General features: G+C 65.5%; 28 protein-coding genes. 23 read left to right on the top strand and 5 right to left on the bottom strand.

Features of this window, described 5'->3' with window-relative positions; all coding sequences use genetic code 11:
* Positions 1-53: 53 nt before the first annotated feature.
* Together QFZ47_RS02330 and QFZ47_RS02335 are read right to left on the bottom strand one after the other, a co-directional pair.
* A complete protein-coding gene (locus tag QFZ47_RS02330) occupies positions 54-467 on the bottom strand; it encodes a nuclear transport factor 2 family protein (protein WP_307654086.1) in 414 nt (137 codons plus the stop codon).
* Positions 464-2,080, bottom strand: coding sequence for a bifunctional 3-(3-hydroxy-phenyl)propionate/3-hydroxycinnamic acid hydroxylase (locus QFZ47_RS02335; RefSeq protein WP_307654087.1), 1,617 nt, complete (start codon positions 2,078-2,080; stop codon positions 464-466). The genes QFZ47_RS02330 and QFZ47_RS02335 overlap by 4 nt, the downstream gene beginning before the upstream one ends.
* A gap of 150 nt (positions 2,081-2,230) precedes the next feature.
* Here QFZ47_RS02335 and QFZ47_RS02340 point away from each other — a divergent pair, with 150 nt between their 5' ends.
* The gene (locus QFZ47_RS02340; RefSeq protein WP_307654088.1) at positions 2,231-3,340 is read left to right on the top strand and encodes an alcohol dehydrogenase catalytic domain-containing protein; all 1,110 of its coding nucleotides are present in this window, start codon (positions 2,231-2,233) and stop codon (positions 3,338-3,340) included.
* 9 nt (positions 3,341-3,349) lie between these two features.
* Positions 3,350-3,892, top strand: a complete 543-nt coding sequence (locus QFZ47_RS02345; RefSeq protein ID WP_307654089.1) for a cupin domain-containing protein — start codon at positions 3,350-3,352, stop codon at positions 3,890-3,892.
* A gap of 33 nt (positions 3,893-3,925) precedes the next feature.
* Here QFZ47_RS02345 and QFZ47_RS02350 read toward each other — a convergent pair whose 3' ends face one another.
* Positions 3,926-4,528 carry an NADPH-dependent FMN reductase gene (locus tag QFZ47_RS02350; RefSeq protein ID WP_307654090.1) on the bottom strand — a complete coding sequence of 201 codons (603 nt, stop codon included), beginning with the start codon at positions 4,526-4,528 and terminating at the stop codon, positions 3,926-3,928.
* A gap of 31 nt (positions 4,529-4,559) precedes the next feature.
* Here QFZ47_RS02350 and QFZ47_RS02355 point away from each other — a divergent pair, with 31 nt between their 5' ends.
* The 6 genes from QFZ47_RS02355 to QFZ47_RS02380 all read left to right on the top strand — a co-directional run bounded on the left by QFZ47_RS02355 (position 4,560) and on the right by QFZ47_RS02380 (position 9,431).
* The gene (locus QFZ47_RS02355) at positions 4,560-5,279 is read left to right on the top strand and encodes an FCD domain-containing protein (RefSeq protein ID WP_307654091.1); all 720 of its coding nucleotides are present in this window, start codon (positions 4,560-4,562) and stop codon (positions 5,277-5,279) included.
* A gap of 33 nt (positions 5,280-5,312) precedes the next feature.
* Complete coding sequence (locus QFZ47_RS02360) at positions 5,313-5,870, top strand: VOC family protein (RefSeq protein ID WP_307654092.1); 558 nt, start codon at positions 5,313-5,315, stop codon at positions 5,868-5,870.
* A 44-nt stretch (positions 5,871-5,914) separates the two neighbouring features.
* The gene (locus QFZ47_RS02365) at positions 5,915-6,778 is read left to right on the top strand and encodes a fumarylacetoacetate hydrolase family protein (protein WP_307654093.1); all 864 of its coding nucleotides are present in this window, start codon (positions 5,915-5,917) and stop codon (positions 6,776-6,778) included.
* A 73-nt stretch (positions 6,779-6,851) separates the two neighbouring features.
* Positions 6,852-7,823, top strand: a complete 972-nt coding sequence (locus tag QFZ47_RS02370; RefSeq protein WP_307654094.1) for a tripartite tricarboxylate transporter substrate binding protein — start codon at positions 6,852-6,854, stop codon at positions 7,821-7,823.
* Between the two features lie 10 nt (positions 7,824-7,833).
* Positions 7,834-8,412 carry an amino acid synthesis family protein gene (locus tag QFZ47_RS02375; protein ID WP_307654095.1) on the top strand — a complete coding sequence of 193 codons (579 nt, stop codon included), beginning with the start codon at positions 7,834-7,836 and terminating at the stop codon, positions 8,410-8,412.
* Positions 8,412-9,431: a zinc-dependent alcohol dehydrogenase family protein gene (locus QFZ47_RS02380; RefSeq protein WP_370880556.1), complete on the top strand. Its 1,020-nt coding sequence runs from the start codon at positions 8,412-8,414 to the stop codon at positions 9,429-9,431. The genes QFZ47_RS02375 and QFZ47_RS02380 overlap by 1 nt, the downstream gene beginning before the upstream one ends.
* 52 nt (positions 9,432-9,483) lie before the next feature.
* Here QFZ47_RS02380 and QFZ47_RS02385 read toward each other — a convergent pair whose 3' ends face one another.
* Positions 9,484-10,050: a flavin reductase family protein gene (locus QFZ47_RS02385; protein ID WP_307654096.1), complete on the bottom strand. Its 567-nt coding sequence runs from the start codon at positions 10,048-10,050 to the stop codon at positions 9,484-9,486.
* Positions 10,051-10,103: 53 nt separating this feature from the next.
* On the bottom strand, positions 10,104-10,799 hold the full coding sequence (locus QFZ47_RS02390) for a GntR family transcriptional regulator (protein ID WP_307654097.1): 696 nt from the start codon (positions 10,797-10,799) through the stop codon (positions 10,104-10,106).
* Positions 10,800-10,882: 83 nt separating this feature from the next.
* Between QFZ47_RS02390 and araD the strand changes: the two genes are divergently transcribed.
* From araD to QFZ47_RS28845, 15 genes are all read left to right on the top strand, one after another.
* The gene (gene araD / locus QFZ47_RS02395) at positions 10,883-12,610 is read left to right on the top strand and encodes an L-arabinonate dehydratase (RefSeq protein WP_307654098.1); all 1,728 of its coding nucleotides are present in this window, start codon (positions 10,883-10,885) and stop codon (positions 12,608-12,610) included.
* 53 nt (positions 12,611-12,663) lie between these two features.
* Positions 12,664-13,374, top strand: a complete 711-nt coding sequence (locus tag QFZ47_RS02400; RefSeq protein ID WP_307654099.1) for a ribonuclease activity regulator RraA — start codon at positions 12,664-12,666, stop codon at positions 13,372-13,374.
* A 39-nt stretch (positions 13,375-13,413) separates the two neighbouring features.
* Complete coding sequence (locus QFZ47_RS02405; RefSeq protein WP_307654100.1) at positions 13,414-14,421, top strand: Bug family tripartite tricarboxylate transporter substrate binding protein; 1,008 nt, start codon at positions 13,414-13,416, stop codon at positions 14,419-14,421.
* Between the two features lie 166 nt (positions 14,422-14,587).
* On the top strand, positions 14,588-15,016 hold the full coding sequence (locus QFZ47_RS02410) for a hypothetical protein (RefSeq protein WP_307654101.1): 429 nt from the start codon (positions 14,588-14,590) through the stop codon (positions 15,014-15,016).
* 68 nt (positions 15,017-15,084) lie between these two features.
* Positions 15,085-15,543, top strand: coding sequence for a hypothetical protein (locus QFZ47_RS02415; RefSeq protein ID WP_307654102.1), 459 nt, complete (start codon positions 15,085-15,087; stop codon positions 15,541-15,543).
* Positions 15,544-15,633: 90 nt separating this feature from the next.
* Positions 15,634-15,774 carry a hypothetical protein gene (locus tag QFZ47_RS02420; RefSeq protein ID WP_307654103.1) on the top strand — a complete coding sequence of 47 codons (141 nt, stop codon included), beginning with the start codon at positions 15,634-15,636 and terminating at the stop codon, positions 15,772-15,774.
* 417 nt (positions 15,775-16,191) lie between these two features.
* Positions 16,192-16,464 carry a DUF8617 domain-containing protein gene (locus QFZ47_RS28950; RefSeq protein WP_503169953.1) on the top strand — a complete coding sequence of 91 codons (273 nt, stop codon included), beginning with the start codon at positions 16,192-16,194 and terminating at the stop codon, positions 16,462-16,464.
* A 77-nt stretch (positions 16,465-16,541) separates the two neighbouring features.
* Entirely contained in the window at positions 16,542-16,964 is a 423-nt protein-coding gene (locus QFZ47_RS02425) for a hypothetical protein (protein WP_307654104.1), read from the top strand.
* Positions 16,965-17,144: 180 nt separating this feature from the next.
* Positions 17,145-17,273 carry a hypothetical protein gene (locus QFZ47_RS02430; RefSeq protein ID WP_307654105.1) on the top strand — a complete coding sequence of 43 codons (129 nt, stop codon included), beginning with the start codon at positions 17,145-17,147 and terminating at the stop codon, positions 17,271-17,273.
* Between the two features lie 86 nt (positions 17,274-17,359).
* Positions 17,360-17,761 (top strand): hypothetical protein, encoded by a 402-nt coding sequence (locus QFZ47_RS02435; RefSeq protein WP_307654106.1) that lies wholly within the window; start codon positions 17,360-17,362, stop codon positions 17,759-17,761.
* A 95-nt stretch (positions 17,762-17,856) separates the two neighbouring features.
* Positions 17,857-18,291 carry a hypothetical protein gene (locus tag QFZ47_RS02440; RefSeq protein WP_307654107.1) on the top strand — a complete coding sequence of 145 codons (435 nt, stop codon included), beginning with the start codon at positions 17,857-17,859 and terminating at the stop codon, positions 18,289-18,291.
* A gap of 71 nt (positions 18,292-18,362) precedes the next feature.
* The gene (locus QFZ47_RS02445) at positions 18,363-18,815 is read left to right on the top strand and encodes a hypothetical protein (protein ID WP_307654108.1); all 453 of its coding nucleotides are present in this window, start codon (positions 18,363-18,365) and stop codon (positions 18,813-18,815) included.
* 123 nt (positions 18,816-18,938) lie between these two features.
* Entirely contained in the window at positions 18,939-19,292 is a 354-nt protein-coding gene (locus QFZ47_RS02450) for a hypothetical protein (RefSeq protein WP_307654109.1), read from the top strand.
* Between the two features lie 91 nt (positions 19,293-19,383).
* The gene (locus tag QFZ47_RS02455) at positions 19,384-19,923 is read left to right on the top strand and encodes a DUF2059 domain-containing protein (RefSeq protein WP_307654110.1); all 540 of its coding nucleotides are present in this window, start codon (positions 19,384-19,386) and stop codon (positions 19,921-19,923) included.
* 143 nt (positions 19,924-20,066) lie between these two features.
* A complete protein-coding gene (locus QFZ47_RS28845; RefSeq protein WP_370880557.1) occupies positions 20,067-20,636 on the top strand; it encodes an alpha/beta hydrolase in 570 nt (189 codons plus the stop codon).
* Positions 20,637-20,657: the final 21 nt, after the last annotated feature.

Consider the following 20,657-nt stretch of genomic DNA (forward strand, 5'->3'; position numbering starts at 1 on the left):
ACGACAAATGAGCCGGCCCCCCGAGGTGCCGCCGACCGGCGGCGACCGCGCGGTCAGGTCACGCTCATGGCCAGCGGCGTGGTCTGGAACGCCAACTGGCGCCAGCGGCCTTCGTGCTGGGTCCAGACCTGCATCACGCGCGAGTCGATGCGCACGGTGCCGCTGCCGTCCTTGCGCACGGCCACGAGCAGCTGCCGGCCGGTCATGAGCGCGGTGCGGCTCAGCACCCGGACTTTCAGTTCCGAGCGGTCGATCTGCCGGTAGTCGACATGCGTGCCGCCCGAGCGGAAGTAGCTTTCGTAGTCGTCGATCTGGCCCTTGGCATGAACATGCGTGAGCGCGGGATGGAGGATCTCGCGCAGCCGCGCGAAATCGGCTCGCTTCATGGCGTCGCATCGCTGCGCCTCGAGATCGAGCAACAGCGCCTCGGTGCCGGCAGGCGCGGGGGTGGTGGAAGCTTCGGTCATGTCGGTTCCTGGAGCGTGGTGGCGGTGTGTTTCAGCGCAGTGCCGAGATCCCCGCAGGCGCGCTGCATCAGGATCGCCGCTTCCCCGAGGCTGCGTGCCACGCCGTAGACCAGATGATCCGGCCGCACAAGCGCGGCTTCGCACTGGTGGCGCTCGAACCATGCGGCAAGGATGCCGTCGGCTTCGGCCAGCGTTGCCATGCCGGGCGCCGCCGCCGCAGCATCGATGCACAGCACCTGTGCCTGGAGGGCGGCTACCGGCTCGCGCATGGCCCGCAGCGCGGCTGGATCGGGCGCACGGCGCAACACCAGCAGGAAGCCGTGCGGCAGCAGGTCGTCCATCATCTGCGGCGCGGCGCCGGGTTCGATGCATCCCATGGCCTGGGGAAAGGGCGTGCCCGCGGGCAACTCGTCGCGATCGATCAAGCCGTGGTGCACGCCGGGCAGCAGGCTCTGGCGCAGCTGCATGCGCACCTCTCCGCCTTGCTGTTCGCGCAGGCGGCGGTCGCGTTCGGCGGCGCGCACCGGGTCGCGTTCGCAGATGATCTGGCCCAGGCGCTTGACCGTCGCCGTCACGTCCTCGACCTGTGGCCCGCGCTCGTCGCCGTAGCTGTCCAGCAGGCGCTCGGGCGCGCGTTCCTCGAGCACCCATTGAAGCTTCCACGCGAGGTTGACGGCATCGCGCAAACCCTGGCACATGCCTTGCGCCAGGAAGGGCGGCATCTGGTGCGCGCTGTCGCCCGCGAGCAGCACGCGGCCCTGGCGCCACTGCTCGAGGACCACCGCGTGAAAGCGATAGGTGGCCGCGCGCCAGATGCGCGCGTCCGCGGGCGTGAGCCAGGGGGCGAGCAGCTTCCAGATGGACGCGTGCGGCATTTCGCGCTGTTCGGCCTCATCGGCCAGCAGCAGGAATTCCCAGCGCCGATGAGTACCCGGACCGACGACGTAGGTGCAGGGCCGCGACGGGTGGCAGTACTGGACATTGGTGGCGGGCAGCCGGTCGAGCTTGTCCTCGTCCACGTGCATGTCGACCACGATCCAGGGCTCGTCGAACTCGAGGCTCTTGAGCTTCAGCCCCATCTGCCTGCGCGTGGGGCTGGTGCCGCCATCGCAGCCGACGACATAGCGCGCGCGCAGCTGCACTTCGGCGCCGTCGGGCCGGCGAACGCCCACGAGCGCATGGCCCGGCGACTGGCTCAGCTGCAGCACCTCGTGCCCGAGATGGACCGACACGCCGGGGAGCTGGCCGACGGCCTCGCGCAGCGAGGCTTCCAGCGCCGGCTGGTTGAAGGTGTACGACGGCGCCCACGCCAGCGGATACGGCGCAGGCCCCATGTCGAAGTGCTGGATGGGTTCGCCGTCGCTTCCCTGGTAGATCGTCGGACGGTAGGGCGCCATGTGCGGCGCCAGCCCGCCGGCGATGCCGATTTCCTGGAACACGCGCAGCGCCTCGTGGTCGAGCGCGAAGGCGCGCGGCAGCGGGTAGATCTGCTGAGACTTGTCGAAGACCGCGACGCGCAGGCCGCGTTGGCCGAGCAGTGCGGCAAGCGTCGCGCCGACGGGGCCGAAGCCGATGACCGCCACGTCGACGGGTTCCGGGTTCTGTTGGAGCATGGGCTGTATCGAATGCATGAATTTAAAGATTGTGCATAAAACGTTATTCCGTGCGCAAAGGGTTATCACTGATGGCGCCGTGCCGCGGGGTCGAAAAGAATGCATAAAACGAGCTTTGTGCATCTACACACCCATCAGCAAGGAGACACCATGACGACGATGAAAGCCGCCCGACTGCACAAGGTCGGCGCCCCGATGGAGGTCGAGCAACTGCCGATTCCGCAGCCCGCTGCCAACGACGTGCAGGTGAGGGTGCGTGCCTGCGGCATCGTGCCCAACCTGGGCAACATCCTGGCCAACTGGACGACCTGGTTTCCGGAACTGCCGCTGCCGCCGCTGCCTGCGGTCTTCGGGCTGGACCCGGCCGGCGAGGTGACGGCGGTCGGCTCCCACGTGCACACGTGGAAGCCGGGCGATCGCGTCTACGTGAATCCCAGTCTCTACTGCGGCGGCTGCCGCGCCTGCCGCAACGGCGACCTCGTCAACTGCACGCACTACGCGTTCAGCGGCTACTTCGGCTTCTCGCAGAACTCGCTCAAGCTCTACAAGAACTACCCGTACGGCGGCCTGTGCGAATACATGATTGCCCCGCAGTACGCGCTGGTGAAGCTGCCCGACAACGTGAGCTTCAACCAGGCGGCGCGCTTCGGCTACCTGGGCACGATGTACTCGGCGATGCGCAAGGCGCAGGTCGGCCCCGGCCGGAGTGTGCTGATCAACGGCATCAGCGGCACGCTCGGTATCGGTGGTGCGCTTTTCGGCCTGGCCATGGGTGCCACGCGCATCCTCGGCACCGGGCGCAACCGGGAATTGCTGGCGCGCGTCAAGGCGCTCGCGCCCGATCGCATCGAGGTCTTTTCCAATGCCGACGGCGAGGCGATCGACGCCTGGGCCAAGGCGCGCACGGACGGGCTGGGTGTCGACACCTTCATCGACGCGCTGGGCCCCGGCGCGCCGCACGAGGCCTTCCAGCAGGGCGTGCGCGCCCTGAAGCGCGGCGGGCGCGCCTTCAACGTCGGCGCCATCGCAGGCATGGTGGGCATGGACCTGCACACCATGATGGACGAGCAGCAGAGCATCGAGGGCTCGGCCTGGTTCACCGCCGGCGAGGGACAGGACATGGCCGACATGGCAGAGGCCGGCACGCTCGACCTTTCGGTGTTCGAGCACGTGTGCTATCCGCTGGACCGCGTCAACGAAGCGATCTCGGGCATCGCGAGCCGCAACGGCGGCTTCAGCAACTTCGTCATCAATCCCTGAAAGCGCGCCATGAAGATCAGACGCGTGGTGGCAGGCACGGGCGCCGACGGCAAGGCGAAATTTCTTTCGGACGGCGCGGCGCCGCGCAGCGTCGAGTTCACGACCGTGCCCGGCTTTGCCGCGGCGCTGCTGTGGGCCACGGAGTCCACCGACACCGTGGGTGCCGGCGCTGCGGTCGACCGCACGGGCGAGGCGGGCTTCGCGCCTGCCAGCGGCGGGACTCGGCTCATGATGGTCACATTCCCGCCCGATGCGGTGATGATGCGCGCCGACTTCGACGCGGCCGCCTTCGGCGCCGAGTTCGGCCGCCTGGTCCCCGGCCTGGCCGAGACCTTCGAGCCCGATCACCCCGGCATGCACACCACCGACAGCATCGACTACGACATCGTGCTCGACGGGGAGATCACGCTCGAACTCGACGACGGTGCGCAGGTGCTGCTTCGCCAGCATGACGTTGCCGTGCAGCACGGCAACCGGCATGCATGGCGCAACCTCGGCGACAAGCCCGCGACCATGCTGTTCGTGCTGCTGGGCGCCAGGCGCGCCGGCTGAGCCGGGATCGAGTCCATGGTGCCGATGCTTTCTTCAACCCTGGCCCGCCGAGCGCGACGCGGCATTGTCCAGCCATGCAATTTCCTGCAGCAGGTCGGCGAGCGCCACGCGCAGGAAGTCGAGCGTGGATCCGTCGACGAGCCGGCCATCGCGGATCCGCGTGCCGACGTTCGCGATGGCGACGTGCTGCCGGACCACGGGCCGCGCCAGCGTGGCGGCCAGCGCGTCGCGGATCTGCGCCTGTGCGCGCACCCCGCCCGCGGTGCCCGGCGAGGCGGTCGCGATCAGGACCGGCTTGCCCTTGAGCGGGGAAGCGAAGCCGGGCCGCGAGGCCCAGTCGATGGCATTCTTCAGCACGCCGGGCATCCCGTAGTTGTATTCCGGCGAGCACAGGACCAGGCCATCGGCCTGCGCAATGGCGGTCTTCAGCCGCGCTACGGCCGCGGGCGGCGCATCGCCATCGAGGTCGGCGTTGTAGAGCGGAATGTCGTCCAGGGGAAAGAGCTCGATGGATGCCGTCTCGGGCAGCAGCGGCTGCAGGCTGCGAAGCACCGCGGTGCAATGGGATTCGCGCCGGATGCTTCCGGAAATGCCGAGCAGGCGGATGCCGTGGGTCGAAGTGCCGTGTGTTGTCATGTGGATGTCCGTGTTCAGGAAAGCAGAGTTTATGCATAAAATACATTCCATGCACAAACAAGAAATCTCCCCCGCCTACGAGCCGCCGCTGGTCGAGCAGGCCTTCAGCCGCTTGCGGCAGGACGTCCTGGCCGGCACCTTCGAAGCCGGCGCCAAGCTCAAGCTCGACGAACTCCAGTCCGCCTACGGCTATTCGAGCAGTCCGCTGCGCGAGGCGCTGAGCCGGCTGGCGCAGGAAGGGCTCGTTCGCGCCGACGAGCGCCGCGGTTTTCGCGTGGCGCCGATCTCCGAAGACGACCTGGCCGACATCACGCGCATGCGGGTGATGCTCGACGTGCCGGCGCTGCGCGAAGCCATTGCCCACGGCGACGACGCCTGGGAGGCCGACATCCTGGCCGCGTACCACCGGCTGGAAAAGGTCGAGTCCCGCCTGAGCGACGGGCCGGTCATTCTCGACAACGACTGGTCGCAGCTGCATCGCGCCTTCCACCTCGCGCTGCTGGCCGCCTGCCCCTCGCTGCGCCAGCGCGTCTGGGGCGCGAGCCTGTTCGACCAGGCCGAGCGCTACCGGCGGTTTTCCGCGCGCCACAGGAAGACCGCGCGCCGCAAGTCGAACGAGCACAAGAAGATCATGGACGCCACCTTGCGCCGCGACACGGACACGGCCTGCGCCCTGCTCGAGGAGCACATCCTGAGCACGCAGCGCAACGTGATCGCCGCGCTCAAGGCGGCCCAGGCCGCGCAATCGTAGGGGCGCGAGACCCCGTCACTGGAGACAGACAGCATGCTCAAGGTCGCCCGACCCACGCCATCGCATTTCGGCATCTTCGTCACCGACCTGGAGCGGATGGTGGCCTTCTACACCGAGACCTTCGACCTCACGATCACCGACCGCGGCGAAGGCCGCACCTTCAGGAACCAGCTGGTGTTCACCAGCGCCAGCCCGGACCAGCATCACCAGCTGGTGCTGGCCTCGGGCCGGCCGGCGGAGGCGACGTTCAGTACCGTGATGCAGATCTCCTTCGTGGTGCCGAGCATTCAGCACCTGCGCGACATTTCCGCGCGCGCCGAGGCCAGGGGCGCCACCAGCATCCGCGGCCTGAACCATGGCAACGCGCTCTCGGTCTACATGCTGGACCCGGAAGGCAACACGGTGGAGATCTATGTCGACACGCCGTTCTACATCGCGCAGCCGCATGGCGATCCGCTCGACCTGTCGAAGGACGACGAGACGCTCATGCGCGAGACCGAAGCCGCGTGCCGCCGGGACCCGACCTTCATGCCGCTCGCGCAGTGGCAGGCGCAGTTCGAGTCGCGTGCACCGACGGCGCCTGCCGCCTGACGCGCCCGCCTTTTCCCAATCCCCGCATTTCAACCGGAGTTCCCATGAAGCTTTTGTCATTTGTCCATCAAGGCCGTGAAACCTGGGGCGCAGTCGTCGGCGACGGCGTCGTCGATCTCGGCAAGGCGCGCCCCCAGCATGCGGGCCTGGTCGACTACATCGCCTCGGGCGAGTACCTGCAGGCGGCGCAGCATGTCGAAGGATTGCCCATCGCGGCCAAGCTGGCCGACATCACCTTCCTGCCGGTGATCCCGCGCTCCGAGAAGATCGTGTGCGCGGTGCGCAACTACATGGACCATCACCAGGAGGTGCTGGCCGCCGGCATGCAGCGCGAACTGTCGGAGCAGCCGCCGATCTTCCTGCGCGTGTGGCGTTCGCAGTGCGCGCACAACCAGCCGATCGTGCGGCCGCACGTGTCGGAATCGCTCGACTGGGAAGGCGAGCTCGCCGTCATCATCGGCAAGGGCGGACGCAACATCGCCGAGGCGGATGCCTTCGACCATGTGGCGGGCTACTCCTGCTACAACGACGGCAGCGTGCGCGAGTGGCAGTTCCATGCCAAGCAGATCGCCTCGGGCAAGAACTTCGAATCGACCGGCGGCTTCGGCCCCTGGATGGTGACGGCCGACGAGATCGCGCCGGGCCGCGCGCTCAAGCTCGAGACCCGGCTCAACGGCGAAGTGGTGCAGAGCAGCCACACGGGCCACATGATCTTCAGCATTCCGAAGCTCATCAGCTACGCGTCGACCATCTTCACGCTCACGCCCGGCGACGTCATCGCCACCGGCACGCCGGCCGGCGTGGGCTGGAGCAAGAAGCCGCCGCGCTTCATGAAGCCGGGCGACGTGTGCGAGGTCGAGATCGAAGGCATCGGCGTGCTGCGCAACCCGATCGTGCAGCAGGACTGAAGCCCAAAGGCCCAGCGCCCGGACCGCGGCGGCACAAGCCGCGGCCTTCATTCCACAACATTGGAGACAAACCATGTGGCACAGACGATTGCTCGTCGCCGCAGGCCTGACCCTGGCCTGCGCGGCACCCCTTCACGGCCTGGCCCAGGGCTTCCCGGACAAGCCGATCAAGATCTACCAGGGCTTTGCGGCCGGCGGCAACGCCGACACCATTGCGCGGGTGGTCAGCACGGAAATGGCCAAGGGACTGGGGCAGCCCTTCGTGGTCGAGGCCCAGACCGGCGCGGGGGGCACCATCGCCGCGTCAACGGTGGCGCGCGCCAAGCCCGACGGCTACACGCTGCTGCTGGCCACCGGCGGCCATGCGGTGGCCGGCGCGCTCTACAACAAGCTCGCCTACCAGACGGTGTCGGACTTCCAGATGGTCTCGACCATCACCTACTTTCCGTTCCTGCTGGTGGTGCGGGCCGATTCGCCCTATCGCGGATTGGCCGAGATGCTTGCGGCGGCGCGGGCCGATGCGCGCGGCGTGTCGTACGGGTCGGCGGGCATCGGCTCCACCCACCATCTTGCCGGCGAGCTGCTGGTGAAGAGCGCCAACGTCGAGATGCTGCACATTCCCTACCGCGGCGATGCGGCCTCGGTCGCGGCGCTGCTCGGCGGCGAGGTGCCGATGATCATCGCGCCGCCCACGGCCGTGCTGGCCCACATCAAGGCCGGCAAGCTCAGGGCGCTGGCCACCACCGGCGCGCAGCGCTGGAGCGTGATGCCCGAGCTGCCGACGGTGGCCGAGCAGGGCGTGCCGGGCTACGACGTGCGCTCCTGGGCCGGCTTCATGGCGCCCGCGGGCACGCCGCGCCCGGTGGTCGACCGCCTGCGTGCCGAGACGCTCAAGGCGCTGCAGGCGCCGGGCGTGCGCGTGCGGCTCGAAGAGATGGGCGGCGAAGCGCGCGGCAGCACGCCCGAAGAAATGACCACCATGGTGGCCGCCGAACTCAAGCGGTGGACCACCGTGGTGAACGATGCACACATACCCAAGCAATGAGGACCCTTCCATGTCCCTGATCGACATCCGCAAGCGCAGTCTTTCCATCGAAACCATCTACCACGAGGGCGGTCCGCCGGCCGCGACGCCGCTCAGGCTGGCGGCCGCCTGCGCGGTCATCCACAACCCCTATGCAGGCCGCTACGAGCCGGACCTGATGCCCTTCATGGCCGAGCTGCGATCGCTCGGCACGCTGCTGGCCAACGAGCTGGTCGAGGTGCTGGGCCGGGACAAGGTCGAGGTCTACAGCAAGGCCGCGATCGTGGGCGTGAACGGAGAGCTGGAGCACGGCGCCGTCTGGCACGAAGCCGGGGGCTGGGCCATGCGCCACGTGCTCGGCGAGCCGAAGGCGATCGTGCCCTCGGCCAAGGCGGTGGCCGCCACGGGCTACCGGCTCATGGTGCCGCTGCACTACATCCACGCCGCGTACGTGCGCAGCCATTACAACTCGATAGAGGTCGGCATCCAGGATGCGCCGCGGCCGAACGAGATCCTGTTCGCGCTGGTGATGGGCACGGGAGGGCGGGTGCACGCCCGCCTGGGCGGCCTCGCCAAGGAGCAGGTGGCCGTGCACGACGGGCAGCGCTGATGCACACCACCATGCAGGCGATCCAGCTCCAGGCACCCGGCGGCCCCGAGGTTCTGCAACTCGTGGAGCTTCCGCTGCCGCAGCCGCAGGCGGGCGAAGTGCGCGTCAAGGCCATGGCCATCGGCGCGGGCGGGCCCGACGTGCTGATCCGCAATGGCACCTACAAGTGGATGCCGCCGATGCCGGCGATTCCCGGCAACGAGATGGCCGGCATCGTCGATGCCGTCGGGCCTGGTGTCACCGCCCTGCACGTCGGCCAGCGCGTGTTCGTGAGCGCGCGTGAGCTCAAGCAGCGCGGCGGCTGCTACGCCGAAGCCATCTGCGTGCCCGAGGCCGCGCCCTTCGTTCTTCCCGATGCGATCCCCTTCGAGGATGCCGTGAGCCTCGGCAACTTCCAGCTTGCGCTGGCCATGCTGTCGAGCAACGGCAACCTGCCTGCGCAATCGATCCTGATTCCCGGCGCGGCGGGCGGCGTGGCTACGGCGCTGGTGCAAGTGGCACGCGACCGCGGCCTGCGCGTGATCGGCACAGCCTCCACCCCGCAGAAGCGGGATTTCGCGTTGGCCAATGGCGCGCACGATGTCATCGAAAGCGACCCGCGCGGCCTGACCGAGAAGGTCATGCAGCTCACCGGCGGGCGCGGCGTGGACCTGGCCTTCGATCACCTCGGCGGCGATCTTTTCATCGCCTGCCTGCGGGCCCTGGCGCCGTTCGGCATGGCGGTCTCCTACAACATCGTCAACGGCCCGCCGACGAGCGACGTGTTCGAGGAGCTTCGGCGGCTGCTGGGCAAGAGCCTGGCCGTGCGCACTTTCTCGATCCACGCCATCGACGCCGACGTCGCGCAGCGGCGCGGCTTCATGGAGGCCGCCATCGCGCTCATGGCCGAGGGCCGCGTGCATGCGCCACCGGCCACCTGCTTCGCGCTGGCGGATTCGCGCCGCGCCCATGAAGTGCTCGACAGCGGAAGCGCAGCCGGCAAGATCGTGCTGCTGCCTGCCGGCCGGTCTCGAGGCTAGGCGGCGCGAGAACCCGCCTGGGCGCAGCCGGACTGCCGCCACGGCGGGCGATTCAAAGCAGCGCGCTCCTGAACAGAGACCGCCGGCTGAACGCCTTTCCCGATTCGACAAAAACGCCTTCGCCGGTGTAGTGGATCGTCTTCGGATGCCGGGGCGATTCGGCGGCATGGGCCTTCACGACTTCGAGGATGAAGAAGTCGTATTTGCCGACCAAGCTGCGGTCGTGCACGCGGCATTCGAAGCTCGCGTGGCACTCGCCGATGAGCGGCGCCTTCACGTGCTCGGCATCGACTGCCGTGAGGCCGAAGACCGCGAACTTGTCGATCTCGGCCCCCGAGCTGTTGCCGATCCGCACGACCTCATCGGTGAGCGGCCGCGTGGGCAGGTTGATGACGCACTCGCCGCTGCGGCGGATCATCTCGAAGCTGTGGTTCGCGCGCGCGATCACGCACCCGACCAGCGACGGCGTGAACTCCATCACCGTGTGCCAGCCCAGCGTCATGATGTTGTTCTTTCCCTTCCAGCGGGAAGACAAGAGCACGATCGGGCCCGGCTCCAGGAACTGCCGGACCTGGGAGACTGGGAAGTCCGTCTTGGTGAAAAGCCTTTTCTTCGTCATCGCGATACCGCGTCGTCGCATTCGGAAGTGTGTGCGGTACCGTGAAGCACGCCTCAGCTCCCCCCCGCAATGAAATCCGGATGACGCGCGCAGATCTCCGGCAGCGAGCTCAGCGTGCCGGAGAGATGCTCGCGCAACGCCTTCTGCGCCGCGGCGCCGTCGTGCCTGGCAATGGCACGCACGATGGCGCGGTGGTCGCGCAGGATCGCTTCAGTCTTGCCGGCCGTGGGCAGGTGCAGGCGCCGCAGGCGGTCCACGTGGCCCGAGACGCGGCACACCATGTCCCACAGGCTCGGCACGCCCGCGGCTTCGTACATCAGGTGATGGAACTTGCGGTCGGCGCCGACGAAGTCGCCGTACTGCCGGGCCGCCGCCAGCGTCGCCTGCAGCGCGACCTGGGCCTGCAGCTGGGCCACCAGCTCGGGCGGCGCCTCTTCAGCGAGCTGATGCACGATCTCGAGTTCGATCGAGCGGCGCAGAAAGTGCGCCTGCCGCGCCGCGTCGACGTCGATGCGGCTCACCAGCGTGGCGTGCTGCGGGAACACATCCACCAGGCCTTCCTCGGCGAGGCGCAGCAGGGCCTCGCGCACTGGCGTCTGGCTCACGCCGAAGCGGTCGGCCAGCTCCTGCCGGGCCAGCACGGTGCCAGGCGCGAGTTCGAGCGAAAGGATGGCATCGCGCAGCTTTTCGAGCACCTGTGGCGCTGCAAGGCGTGTGCGGTCGAGTCGGATCCGGGGGAGGGCTGTCATTCGCTGGAATTTTCGCTTTGACCGAGTGATATATTAGTGTTTTAATGTAGCTGATCCCACAAAGAATGCCGGTCCGCCCCTCGATGCCACGCTCCTACGACACCCTGCGCAGCGCCCGCTGGTTCGCGCCCGACGACTTCCGCTCCTTCGGCCATCGCTCGCGGGTGATGCAGATGGGCTATGCGCCCACCGACTGGGTGGGCAAGCCGATCATCGCCATCGTAAACACCTGGAGCGATGCCAACCAGTGCCATTCGCACTTCAAGCAGCGCGTGGACGACGTCAAGCGCGGCATCTTCCAGGCGGGCGGCTTTCCGCTCGAGCTGCCGGCCATCTCTCTGTCCGAGAGCATGGTCAAGCCCACGACCATGCTCTACCGCAACTTCCTGGCGATGGAGACGGAAGAGCTGCTGCGCAGCCATCCGGTGGACGGCGCCGTGCTGATGGGCGGCTGCGACAAGACCACGCCGGGCCTCACGATGGGCGCGCTGAGCATGGGACTGCCGTTCATCTACCTGCCGGCCGGCCCGATGCTGCGCGGCAACTGGCGCGGGCAGGTGCTGGGCTCGGGCTCGGACGCCTTCAAGTACTGGGACCAGCGCCGCGCCGGCCAGCTGAGCGACCAGGCCTGGCAAGAGATGGAAGCCGGCATCGCGCGCAGCCACGGCACCTGCATGACCATGGGCACCGCGGCCACCATGATGGGCATCGCCGAGGCCGTGGGCTTCACGCTGCCGGGCGCTTCGAGCATTCCGGCCGCCGACGCCAACCATGTGCGCATGAGCGCCGAATGCGGCCGCCGCATCGTCGAGATGGTGTGGGACGACCTCACGCCCGCCAGCATGCTCACGCGCGCCAACTTCGAGAACGGCATCGCCTGCGCGATGGCGATGGGCTGCTCCACCAACGCCATCGTTCACCTGATCGCCATGTCGCGCCGGGCGGGCCATCCGGTCACGCTGGACGACTTCGATGCGGCAAGCCGCCGGGTGCCGGTGGTCGCCAACATCCGGCCGAGCGGCGACACCTACCTGATGGAAGACTTCTTCTATGCGGGCGGGCTGCCCGCGATGCTCGAGCGCATCCGCGGCCACCTCAAGACCGAAGCGCGCACGGTCAACGGCCGCACCCTCGGCCAGAACATCGAGGGCGCCGAGGTCTTCAACGACGACGTCATCCGGCCGCTGGCCAACCCGATCTATGCCGAAGGCGCGCTGGCCGTGCTGCGCGGCAACCTCGCGCCCGACGGCGTGGTGATCAAGCCCAGCGCCTGCGCGCCGCACCTGCTGCAGCACACCGGCCGCGCGCTGGTGTTCGACGACTATCCGGCGCTCAAGAAGGCGGTGGACGACCCCGAGCTCGACGTGACCGGCGACGACATCCTGGTGCTGCGCAATGCCGGCCCCAAGGGCGCAGGCATGCCCGAGTGGGGCATGCTGCCCATCCCCACCAAGCTGCTGAAGCAGGGCGTGAAAGACATGCTGCGCCTGTCGGATGCGCGCATGAGCGGCACCAGCTACGGCGGCTGCCTGCTGCACTGCTCGCCCGAGGCAGCCATCGGCGGACCGCTGGCGCTGGTGCGCACGGGCGACCGCATCACGGTGGACGTGCCCGCACGCACGATCCATCTCGAAGTGAGCGACGAGGAGCTGGCCCGCCGCAAGGCCACCTGGACGCCGCCGCCCGCGCGCTACGAACGCGGCTACGGCTGGATGTTCGGCCGCCACATCCTGCAGGCCAACGAGGGCTGCGACTTCGACTTCCTCGAAACCGCGTTCGGCCGCCCCGTGCCCGAGCCGGACATCTTCTGAAGACCACTTTCCCGACCGACGAACGATCAAGCAAGCCAACGGAGACCGACGACGTGAATCCCAATACCCGCGAGAAGCTGATGAAGGTCAGCACCGCCACCCTGTGCACGGCGCTGTTCAAGCGCGGACTGCGCAACCAGTTCATCCAGGACGTGCATCCGCTCGACCCGAGCCTGCCCAACATGGTCGGCGAGGCCTTCACGCTGCGCTACATGCCGGCGCGCGAGGACCTGAATCCGATCACCGTGTTCAACGACCGCAACCATCCGCAGCGCCAGGCCGTGGAGCAGTGCCCGGTGGGCGCGGTGCTGCTGATGGACAGCCGCAAGGACGCGCGCGCCGCCTCGGCCGGCGGCATCCTGGTGAGCCGGCTCATGAAGCGCGGCGTGGCCGGCGTGGTCACCGACGGCGGCTTTCGCGACAGCCCCGACATCGCGCGGCTCGGCTTTCCCGCCTACCACCAGCGCCCGAGCGCGCCCACCAACCTGACCTTGCACCAGGCCATCGACATCAACGTGCCGATCGGCTGCGGCGACGTGGCCGTGTGGCCCGGCGACGTGGTGGTGGGCGATGCCGAAGGCGTCATCGTGATTCCGGCCGGCATTGCCGACGAGGTTGCGGCCGAGGCCACCGAGATGACCGTCTTCGAGGACTTCGTGCAGGAAAAAGTGCTCGAGGGCCGCTCCATCCTCGGCCTCTATCCGCCGACCGAGGAGCAAAGCCGCACCGAGTTCGCCGCCTGGCGGCAGGTCCGCGGGCGCTGACGCCGGTTTCCCCCGACAAACGACAAGAGAGACAACACCATGCCCTTCATCCAACGCGCCGCGGGCCTTGGGTCCGCCGCACTCGCGTCCGTACTCGCATCAACACTCGCACTCGCACCGGCCGCGGTCCTCGCGCAGGCCGAATGGCCCGCCGCCAAGCCCATCACCTACGTCGTGCCCTTCACGGCCGGCGGCTCCACCGACATCGTGGGCCGCATCCTGTCGAACAAGCTGCAGGAGAGCCTTCACCAATCGGTGGTGGTGGACAACAGGCCGGGGCAGGCTGGCGGCATCGGCGCGGCCTACGTGGCCAAGGCCGCGCCCGACGGCTACACGCTGTTCGGCGGCACCATCAGCACGCACGCCATCAACCCCAGCCTCTACAAGAAGCTGCCCTACGACGCCGTGAAGGACTTCGAGCCCGTGTCGCTGGTCGGGCGGCTGCCCAACGTGCTGATCGTCAACAGCCAGCTTGGCGTGAACTCGGTGGCCGAGCTCATCGCGCTGCTCAAGAAGGACGAGTCCAAGCGCACCTTCGCCTCGTCCGGCGCCGGCACCTCGACGCACCTGGCGGGCGAGATGTTCGCCGACATGATCGGCGTCAAGCTCACGCACGTGCCGTACAAGGGCACGCCGCCCGCCATGACCGATGTCGCGTCGGGCCTGGTGCCCTTCATGTTCGACCAGGTGACCGCCGCGCTGCCGCTCGTCAAGAGCGGCCGGCTCAAACTGCTGGCCGTGACCACCGGCAAGCGCATCGCGCTGGTGCCGGAACTGCCGACCATGATCGAGTCGGGCGTGCCGGGCTTCGAGATGTCGTCGTGGCAGGCGGTCTATGCGCCCAAGGGCACGCCCAAGCCCGTCGTGCAGCGCCTGAATGCCGAGATCGTGAAGGCCCTGAAGCAGCCCGACGTGCAGGCCAGGCTCTCCGGCCAGCTGGCCATGGAAATCGTCGGCAGCACGCCCGAGGAACTGCGCGACCACATGGCGCGCGAGATCCCGCGCTGGGCCGAGCTGGTGAAGAAGTCGGGCGCGACCGCGGACTGATCCGCGTGAAGGCGCGCATCCGGCGAAAATGCATCGAAGGCGTAGCCTACTTTTTCAAGAGATTTGGAGGCACTTCTCCGACTCGCTACTGGGTAGCTACGCGGGTGCACAAAGTGGGGGCCTGGACGAACGAGCAAGGTTTCCTATTTCTAGCAAGGGAAGTGCCATGGATTTCGAGTCGCTGCTGGGGCGTCAGTTGAAGGACGACGAGGTTGTCGAAGTGTTGGAGGCGCGGGACATGCAAGTCGTCTACGACTTCGACCGAACACACGAGAATCTTGAGGATGTTTATTGGGCTGCAGCACAAGCATCCGGTTTTCAGTTCCGGTTCGACCAAAACCAGAAGCTGGGCGTTGTGTTTCTCTATATCGCCGCCAGCGAGGGTTTTAGGCCTATCGCGCGCAACGAAGTGGGAGCTCCTTTGTATGAGAGCTTCGATGAGGCGAAGCGGGACTTCACGCGGGACGGAATTTCTTTCAGGGAAAGCCCCGGGGAGAAATGGTGGGTCAAAGGCGATTTCGGGTCCAACACACGGCACTACCAGTTTCGGGATGGCGCGCTGTTTCGTGTCACGCTGAGCACGAAGGCGGCATAGGCTACGCCGGTGGCGATGTCTCGATCGACGTCTGCCAGGGTGCGCATCGCAGCTAGAGAGAACAAGTCATGACCGATGCAGTTCGTTCAGCCCTGCAGGCCCATGAATCATCTGCGCGGTATGAGGCGCTGAAGTTGGCGTTTGCCTGCGCGTGTGTTGAACGAGTGCGGCACTTGCTGGAAGACGAGAGGGTCACATGTTGCCTCGACGTCCTGGTGGCGTACATCGAGGGCCGGGCGGATCGAGGTGCGCTCGATCAAGCTGCGGCAGAGGCCGCGGGCTTAGCCAGTCAGCATCAAGGTTCACGATCATTGGATGGCGTTGGTCACGCAGCTGTATCAGCAAGCTATGCGGTGGCGAATGCGCTGGCCGCCCGGGTTGATCAAGCGGCAGACTATGCTGCGTACGCTGCGGTCTACGGCGCGGGCGGCTATGGCGCAGTCTGCGATCCCGAGTCATTCGTCACCGAGAGCAACTGGCAGCTCGCAACGCTGGAGCGACTTGCGAACGCTCTCGCGGTGCGATGAGCGGTCCCGCAGATCAAACGGCTCCGCTCGGGACGCCGTCGTTCGGCGAGCCGCAGCAGAATGCCCCAAGGCCTTGGCTAAACTGTCCGCATGAAGAAGGGCCTGAACGTCGGAATAGGGTTGGCCGTTGGTGTCGGCATAGGTCTGCTAGTCGACAACGTGACCATGGGAATCGGCATTGGCTTGGCGCTGGGCATTGCGGTGTCGCTGGGGTTTGGGAAGGACGACTGACGGCCAGAACCAGACCTTCGCCAGGGCCTCCCAAATGCTTGATGCTCTCGTTTCACCATTGTCTTGTCTTGGCGCCGTTGTCGGGTTGCTGCTCGCGATGGTGCTCCATTGGGCCGCGCCCAGCGACATTGACGCCGTTCAGGCCGGGGCATGGTTGGTGGGCATCGGCTGGGTTGCTGGCTTGGCGTGGGACCTTATAGGCAGCGGAAGCTCCAAGTAGCGTGCTCGAACTCGGCGCCCCGTTTCGGCATCGGCAGCAAAGGCAGAATGCGGCCAAGAGCAGACGTACGTTACAGGCCTTCAGTTTTCGGGCGAAAGCGGTGCCGACGGCCCGCTATCCGTGGATACATCGCCCACACGCGAAAGGCAGATGAAGGCCGCATGTTCAGATAGGCCGCCGATGTTGAGGGAAACGTTATGAAATTTGTATGCCCCTGCGGAGCAGTTGTGCGAGACAACACCGATTACCAGGAACACAAGGCCCACTTCATCCCCGACCAGCTGTACGAGGGCGTTGCAGAGAGGATCCAAGCAGGCGGTGAGGTGTGGGCAGAGATGCGGCGCGTAACGCGTCCGATGTATCAATGCAGCGAATGCTGCCGATTGTTCCTGAGTGATGACGCTGGAAACTTGATTTCCTTCAAACCGGACGAAAGCACTCCGTTCGGAATTCTCAAAGGCAAACTATGAGGCGCTGTTGACCTGCATGGCCCGGCCAAGACCAGACTTCCGACCAGCACCTCCAGTTTGCTTCCAAGAACCAGCTCATGAACAGCTACATCAGTCTCAGAGACCGAAGGTTCGACGTCACGTCAGCGGTGGTTCGCCAATTCGACGGACTGTGGAGCGTAGAGATTAAGACGGAGCCGAAAGAGTTCGATGGCGAAATGTGGTCACCCAGGCTGTACCACCAGGGTCTGCGGCTGCTGACGCATACGGAAGACAATCCGGAAGGCGCGAGCACCTCATGGAGAAACAAATCGGACGCCACGTACCCTCATCCGGAGTTGGGGTTGATGTACGTGTTCGGCCACCACGACGTGTACGACACGACGTTGGCGTTCGGTCGCATGGACGCCGGGCACATCGAACTCGCGTGGGACGGGCTTTGCGACGTATTCTGGTCCGGCGACTTCACAGAGGCCGTACCCTTTCAGTGCCGCTGCGTCGCATCTGTGCGCCACGGCTGATGGCAGGACGCGGCCAGTATCGGCCGTTCAGCCACCGATCGGAGTCATAGAGCCGTATGCGATTGTTCGACGTTCGAGCTCTAGAGGACCTTGCGGCGCGAATCTCCTCCGGAGAACTGGCTGGCGAAGACGCCTTAGCAGAACTACGGCGGTATTCAGAAGCAGAAACTGCGGCCGCCAATGTCATTCACCTTCTTCATCACTTCGTCTCTGATTGCCGATCTACGAGCGATTGAACCTGAGTACGAGCGTGCGCAGGTGCAACGTCTGAAGGGCATCCTGGACTCGCTGAAGCATGACGCCACGTGAGCCAATCATGAGCGGGCGCGACCCCCTAAGGGCGGAATCCGGGCAGGAGCGGGCACTACACAGGACGGACTGTCAGGATTGCATCTATGACTTTTATTAAGCGCCGCCTTCAAAAAGACGACACAGCGCCTGCCGACTTACAGGCACTCGGAATTGAGGAAAGGCGGCTGCCCGCGAAAACATGGGATTGGGCCGTCGATGCGGAAAGGGGAGCTTCTTTCACCCAGCTTCTCAGCGACACGAGCGAAATGCGCGAAGGCGATTACTGGTATGCGCTCATCGCGGTTCATTCGCTGGCCGTTATTCAGATCAATGCATGGTCAACAATTCAGATTGGCGACCGGCTTCATTTTCCGGCACGCTTTACTCGGTTGCCGGACGACCTCTCCAGTTCCGAGGAAGCCGAGTTGCGGCAATTGGCTCACGATGCGATGACGGTGCTTTCGGTGCGCTCGGAAGGGTTGGTTTTCGCACAGGCCGCACATTGATCGCAGGTCTGCTCTGCGCACGCCGCGGCCCCGGGTACGATGACGCACATCGGCCAACAGCGGACCTTCGACCCCACCCACTGATTTTCCAAACGATGAGGCAACTCTGCACCTTCGCCGACGTCCGCATCTCCCTTCCCAACGGCTGGGTCGATATCAGCGAAGACATGCCCGGAGGAGCACCGCCCACCCTGGCAAAGCCGGAAGGGGTTGGGGCAATGCAGTTTTCCGTGGGAAGGTACCGTTCCGGCGCAAACCCACAAGTCACCCCGGACGACTTAGATGCGCTGCTGAAGGAGTTTGCGGACACACGTTCGCTTAGCGTGGCCGCGGACGTTGAGCGAGGAAAGTCCACAAGCCACTATGTTGGCGGGAGCTTCCTGCAGGGAGACGACCTGATTCGAGTCTGGTATCTGACGAACGGCTCCGATGTGGCACTTGTTACCTACGTAGCAGCGGCTGCAAGCGGGGACGTTGCAGCCGAGCTCGCCGACGCTAGCACCATCGTCAGGTCCATCGACTTCGGATGAACGCCAAGGGGCAGAATCGGCCAAGACCGGACCGAAGAGGGTTCGGTGTGCGAACTCTTGTAGCTCTATGCATGCTCTGGCCGCTGCTGATTCCCGTTTGCTTCTTCTATCGCGAGAAAACAATGCGTCTTCTTTTCAGTCTCGCCTTGTCAGCAATGCTGCTGACCGCCTGCGGTACAAGAACACCGCCACAGGGAGGGACGAGCGAACAAACCTACTCACCTAAGATCGCCCAATTCCTTGCGAAATATTCCGACCCAGCTTCCTACTGTGTCGTCTGGGCCGAAACCGACACCGAGACGAGGGAATTGTCGCTCGCGCAACGGGTGACCTATTGCAAATGCAAAGGGAGCGCCAGCATCCAAGGCCTCAGCGACTCTAGCTTCGACAAGATTAGCACCCCCGGTCCCGATGGCCTCACGGTGGGGGACGAGGGACTTGCTGTTGTGGATGAGATGGTAGTCCGCATGAATGACGCCAGGCCTCTGTGTCTGACACGGGCGCGTCTTGTATCGCCGAAGTGAGCCAGCGCCAAACGAAGGTCGGCTTTGGAGAATTTTGTACAGCCGCTTCGGGCCCTTCGCGACGGCACCGCGACCGGCTACAGTCGGCCACAACCAGACATTCGACCCAAGCCTCTGAATTCGATGAAACCTGCGCTTTCCGTCAACGCCGCACTTGATGAACTAGCGACCTTGGTAGGTCAGGACGTCGCCTTGGAGGGCATCCTGCGCTTCGAGTTCGAAGGAACGGCCTTGGACCACTTCCCCAAGGCAGAGCGCCGCAACGCGCAAGATGATGGTCCGCTTGAGGCATCGAGCGTGTGGCTGACCGTTGGTTCAGGTGCTTTGCAATTCAACGAGGAGCAGCTTCTCCGATGGCATGGCAAACGGGTCAGGGTGCTCGGTACCTTGCTCGGTTCCCATGAAACGCTCGGAGGGTGCGGCCATTTTTCGGCGTTTCCGGCCGAAGTGCTGGCCCGCTCCATCGAGCGGCTCTAGTCGGCCAAGAGCGGACTTCCCACCGGCGTGCCCAATGAGTGGTGGCATTGACCATCCGGCAGAATGTGCGTTTCATCGCTCACTCGTTACCATGCGCCGCAGCATCGTTTTCATTCTTCTCGCGTCGTCCTGTGCACTTGCGCAAGCTGACGAGGCAAAAAAATCCGAGCTTGCCGATCGGCTCGCCAAAGTGCTCGACTTTGGCAAGCAGTGGAGTAATTTTGAGACGGAGTGCGCGCAAACGACTGGCTCGCCTTTTGACCCGGACGCCATTTATGGCGCCAATCCAGCGGTATTCGGCGGTATGACCCCTCGCTCTGCCTATTGGCCGCGCATTCAAGAGGCCTACCGCAAGTTCCAACTGACCGTCTGCGGCGAACTATCCTCGGGAAAATTTGATCCGTTGATAGCGAAGGAACTGGGGGGCCAGATGACCGAGGCCGAACTCGCTGCCTCCATCAAGTTTTTTCAGTCGGCGGCCGGCGTGAGTTTTCGTAGGGCCAACGACAAGGCCAGCGAGACCGCTCGGCGTCTATTGGGGCAACGGGTTGGCGTCGACTCACCCGGCTACTTGACCATGCAAAAAGCGTTGAATGACATTGCAAGCGAATATCAGCGCGCACCTCGCTAGCCTGGCGCGAGATTGGGCACCTTGGGGTACCCAACGTCGCGGTCGCCTCAAACATCTGCTTCCGAGGGAAAGCTAGGCTCGCGAGGCCGGAAGCTTCGAAGACCGCAACCGGACTACTACTGTCGGCCACGAGGAGACATTCGATGCGTGAGACAAGATGCCCTGGGATATCGCGCAAATTGCGCCGGTTCTGCGCTGTATCGCTTGGGCTTCTGGCCGCAATATCTTGCGCACAAGCTGCAGAAGATCCTACTGGCCAGCCCGCGACGCCCAGCGCCTCGGTGTACCGGAACATTGCGGGCCGCGATCTTCGAATATTCGAGTTTCCGCCTGTGGTCGTCTCGGGTAACGCACGGCCTGCCGTCCTTTTTGTACAAGGCGGCGCCTGGTCGCGCGGCAGCCCCGAACAGCTCTTCAGATCGGCGCGATACTTCGCTGATAAAGGGTTTGTATCCGTGGTTCTTGAGTACAGACTGGCGGATGCCACGAACTCGCCAGCCGAATCGTTCTCCGATGTTTGCCATGCGCTCGCGTTCCTGAGAAAGAATGCCGACAAGTTCGGCCTCGCGCCATCGCGGCATCGCGGATCGCGCTCTGGGGAATTTCCTCGAGTGGCCAACTCGTGGCGTCTGCGGCTACGGTTGGCTGCGGTTCTGCAGAGGGTAGCTCCGGCAACGGCGGCCCCGACGCAATGCTGCTTGTCTCACCCGTAGTTGACGCAGCCTCAGAGGGGT

The sequence above is a fragment of the Variovorax paradoxus genome (assembly GCF_030815975.1).
In the GTDB taxonomy this organism is placed as follows: Bacteria; Pseudomonadota; Gammaproteobacteria; order Burkholderiales; family Burkholderiaceae_C; genus Variovorax; species Variovorax paradoxus_N.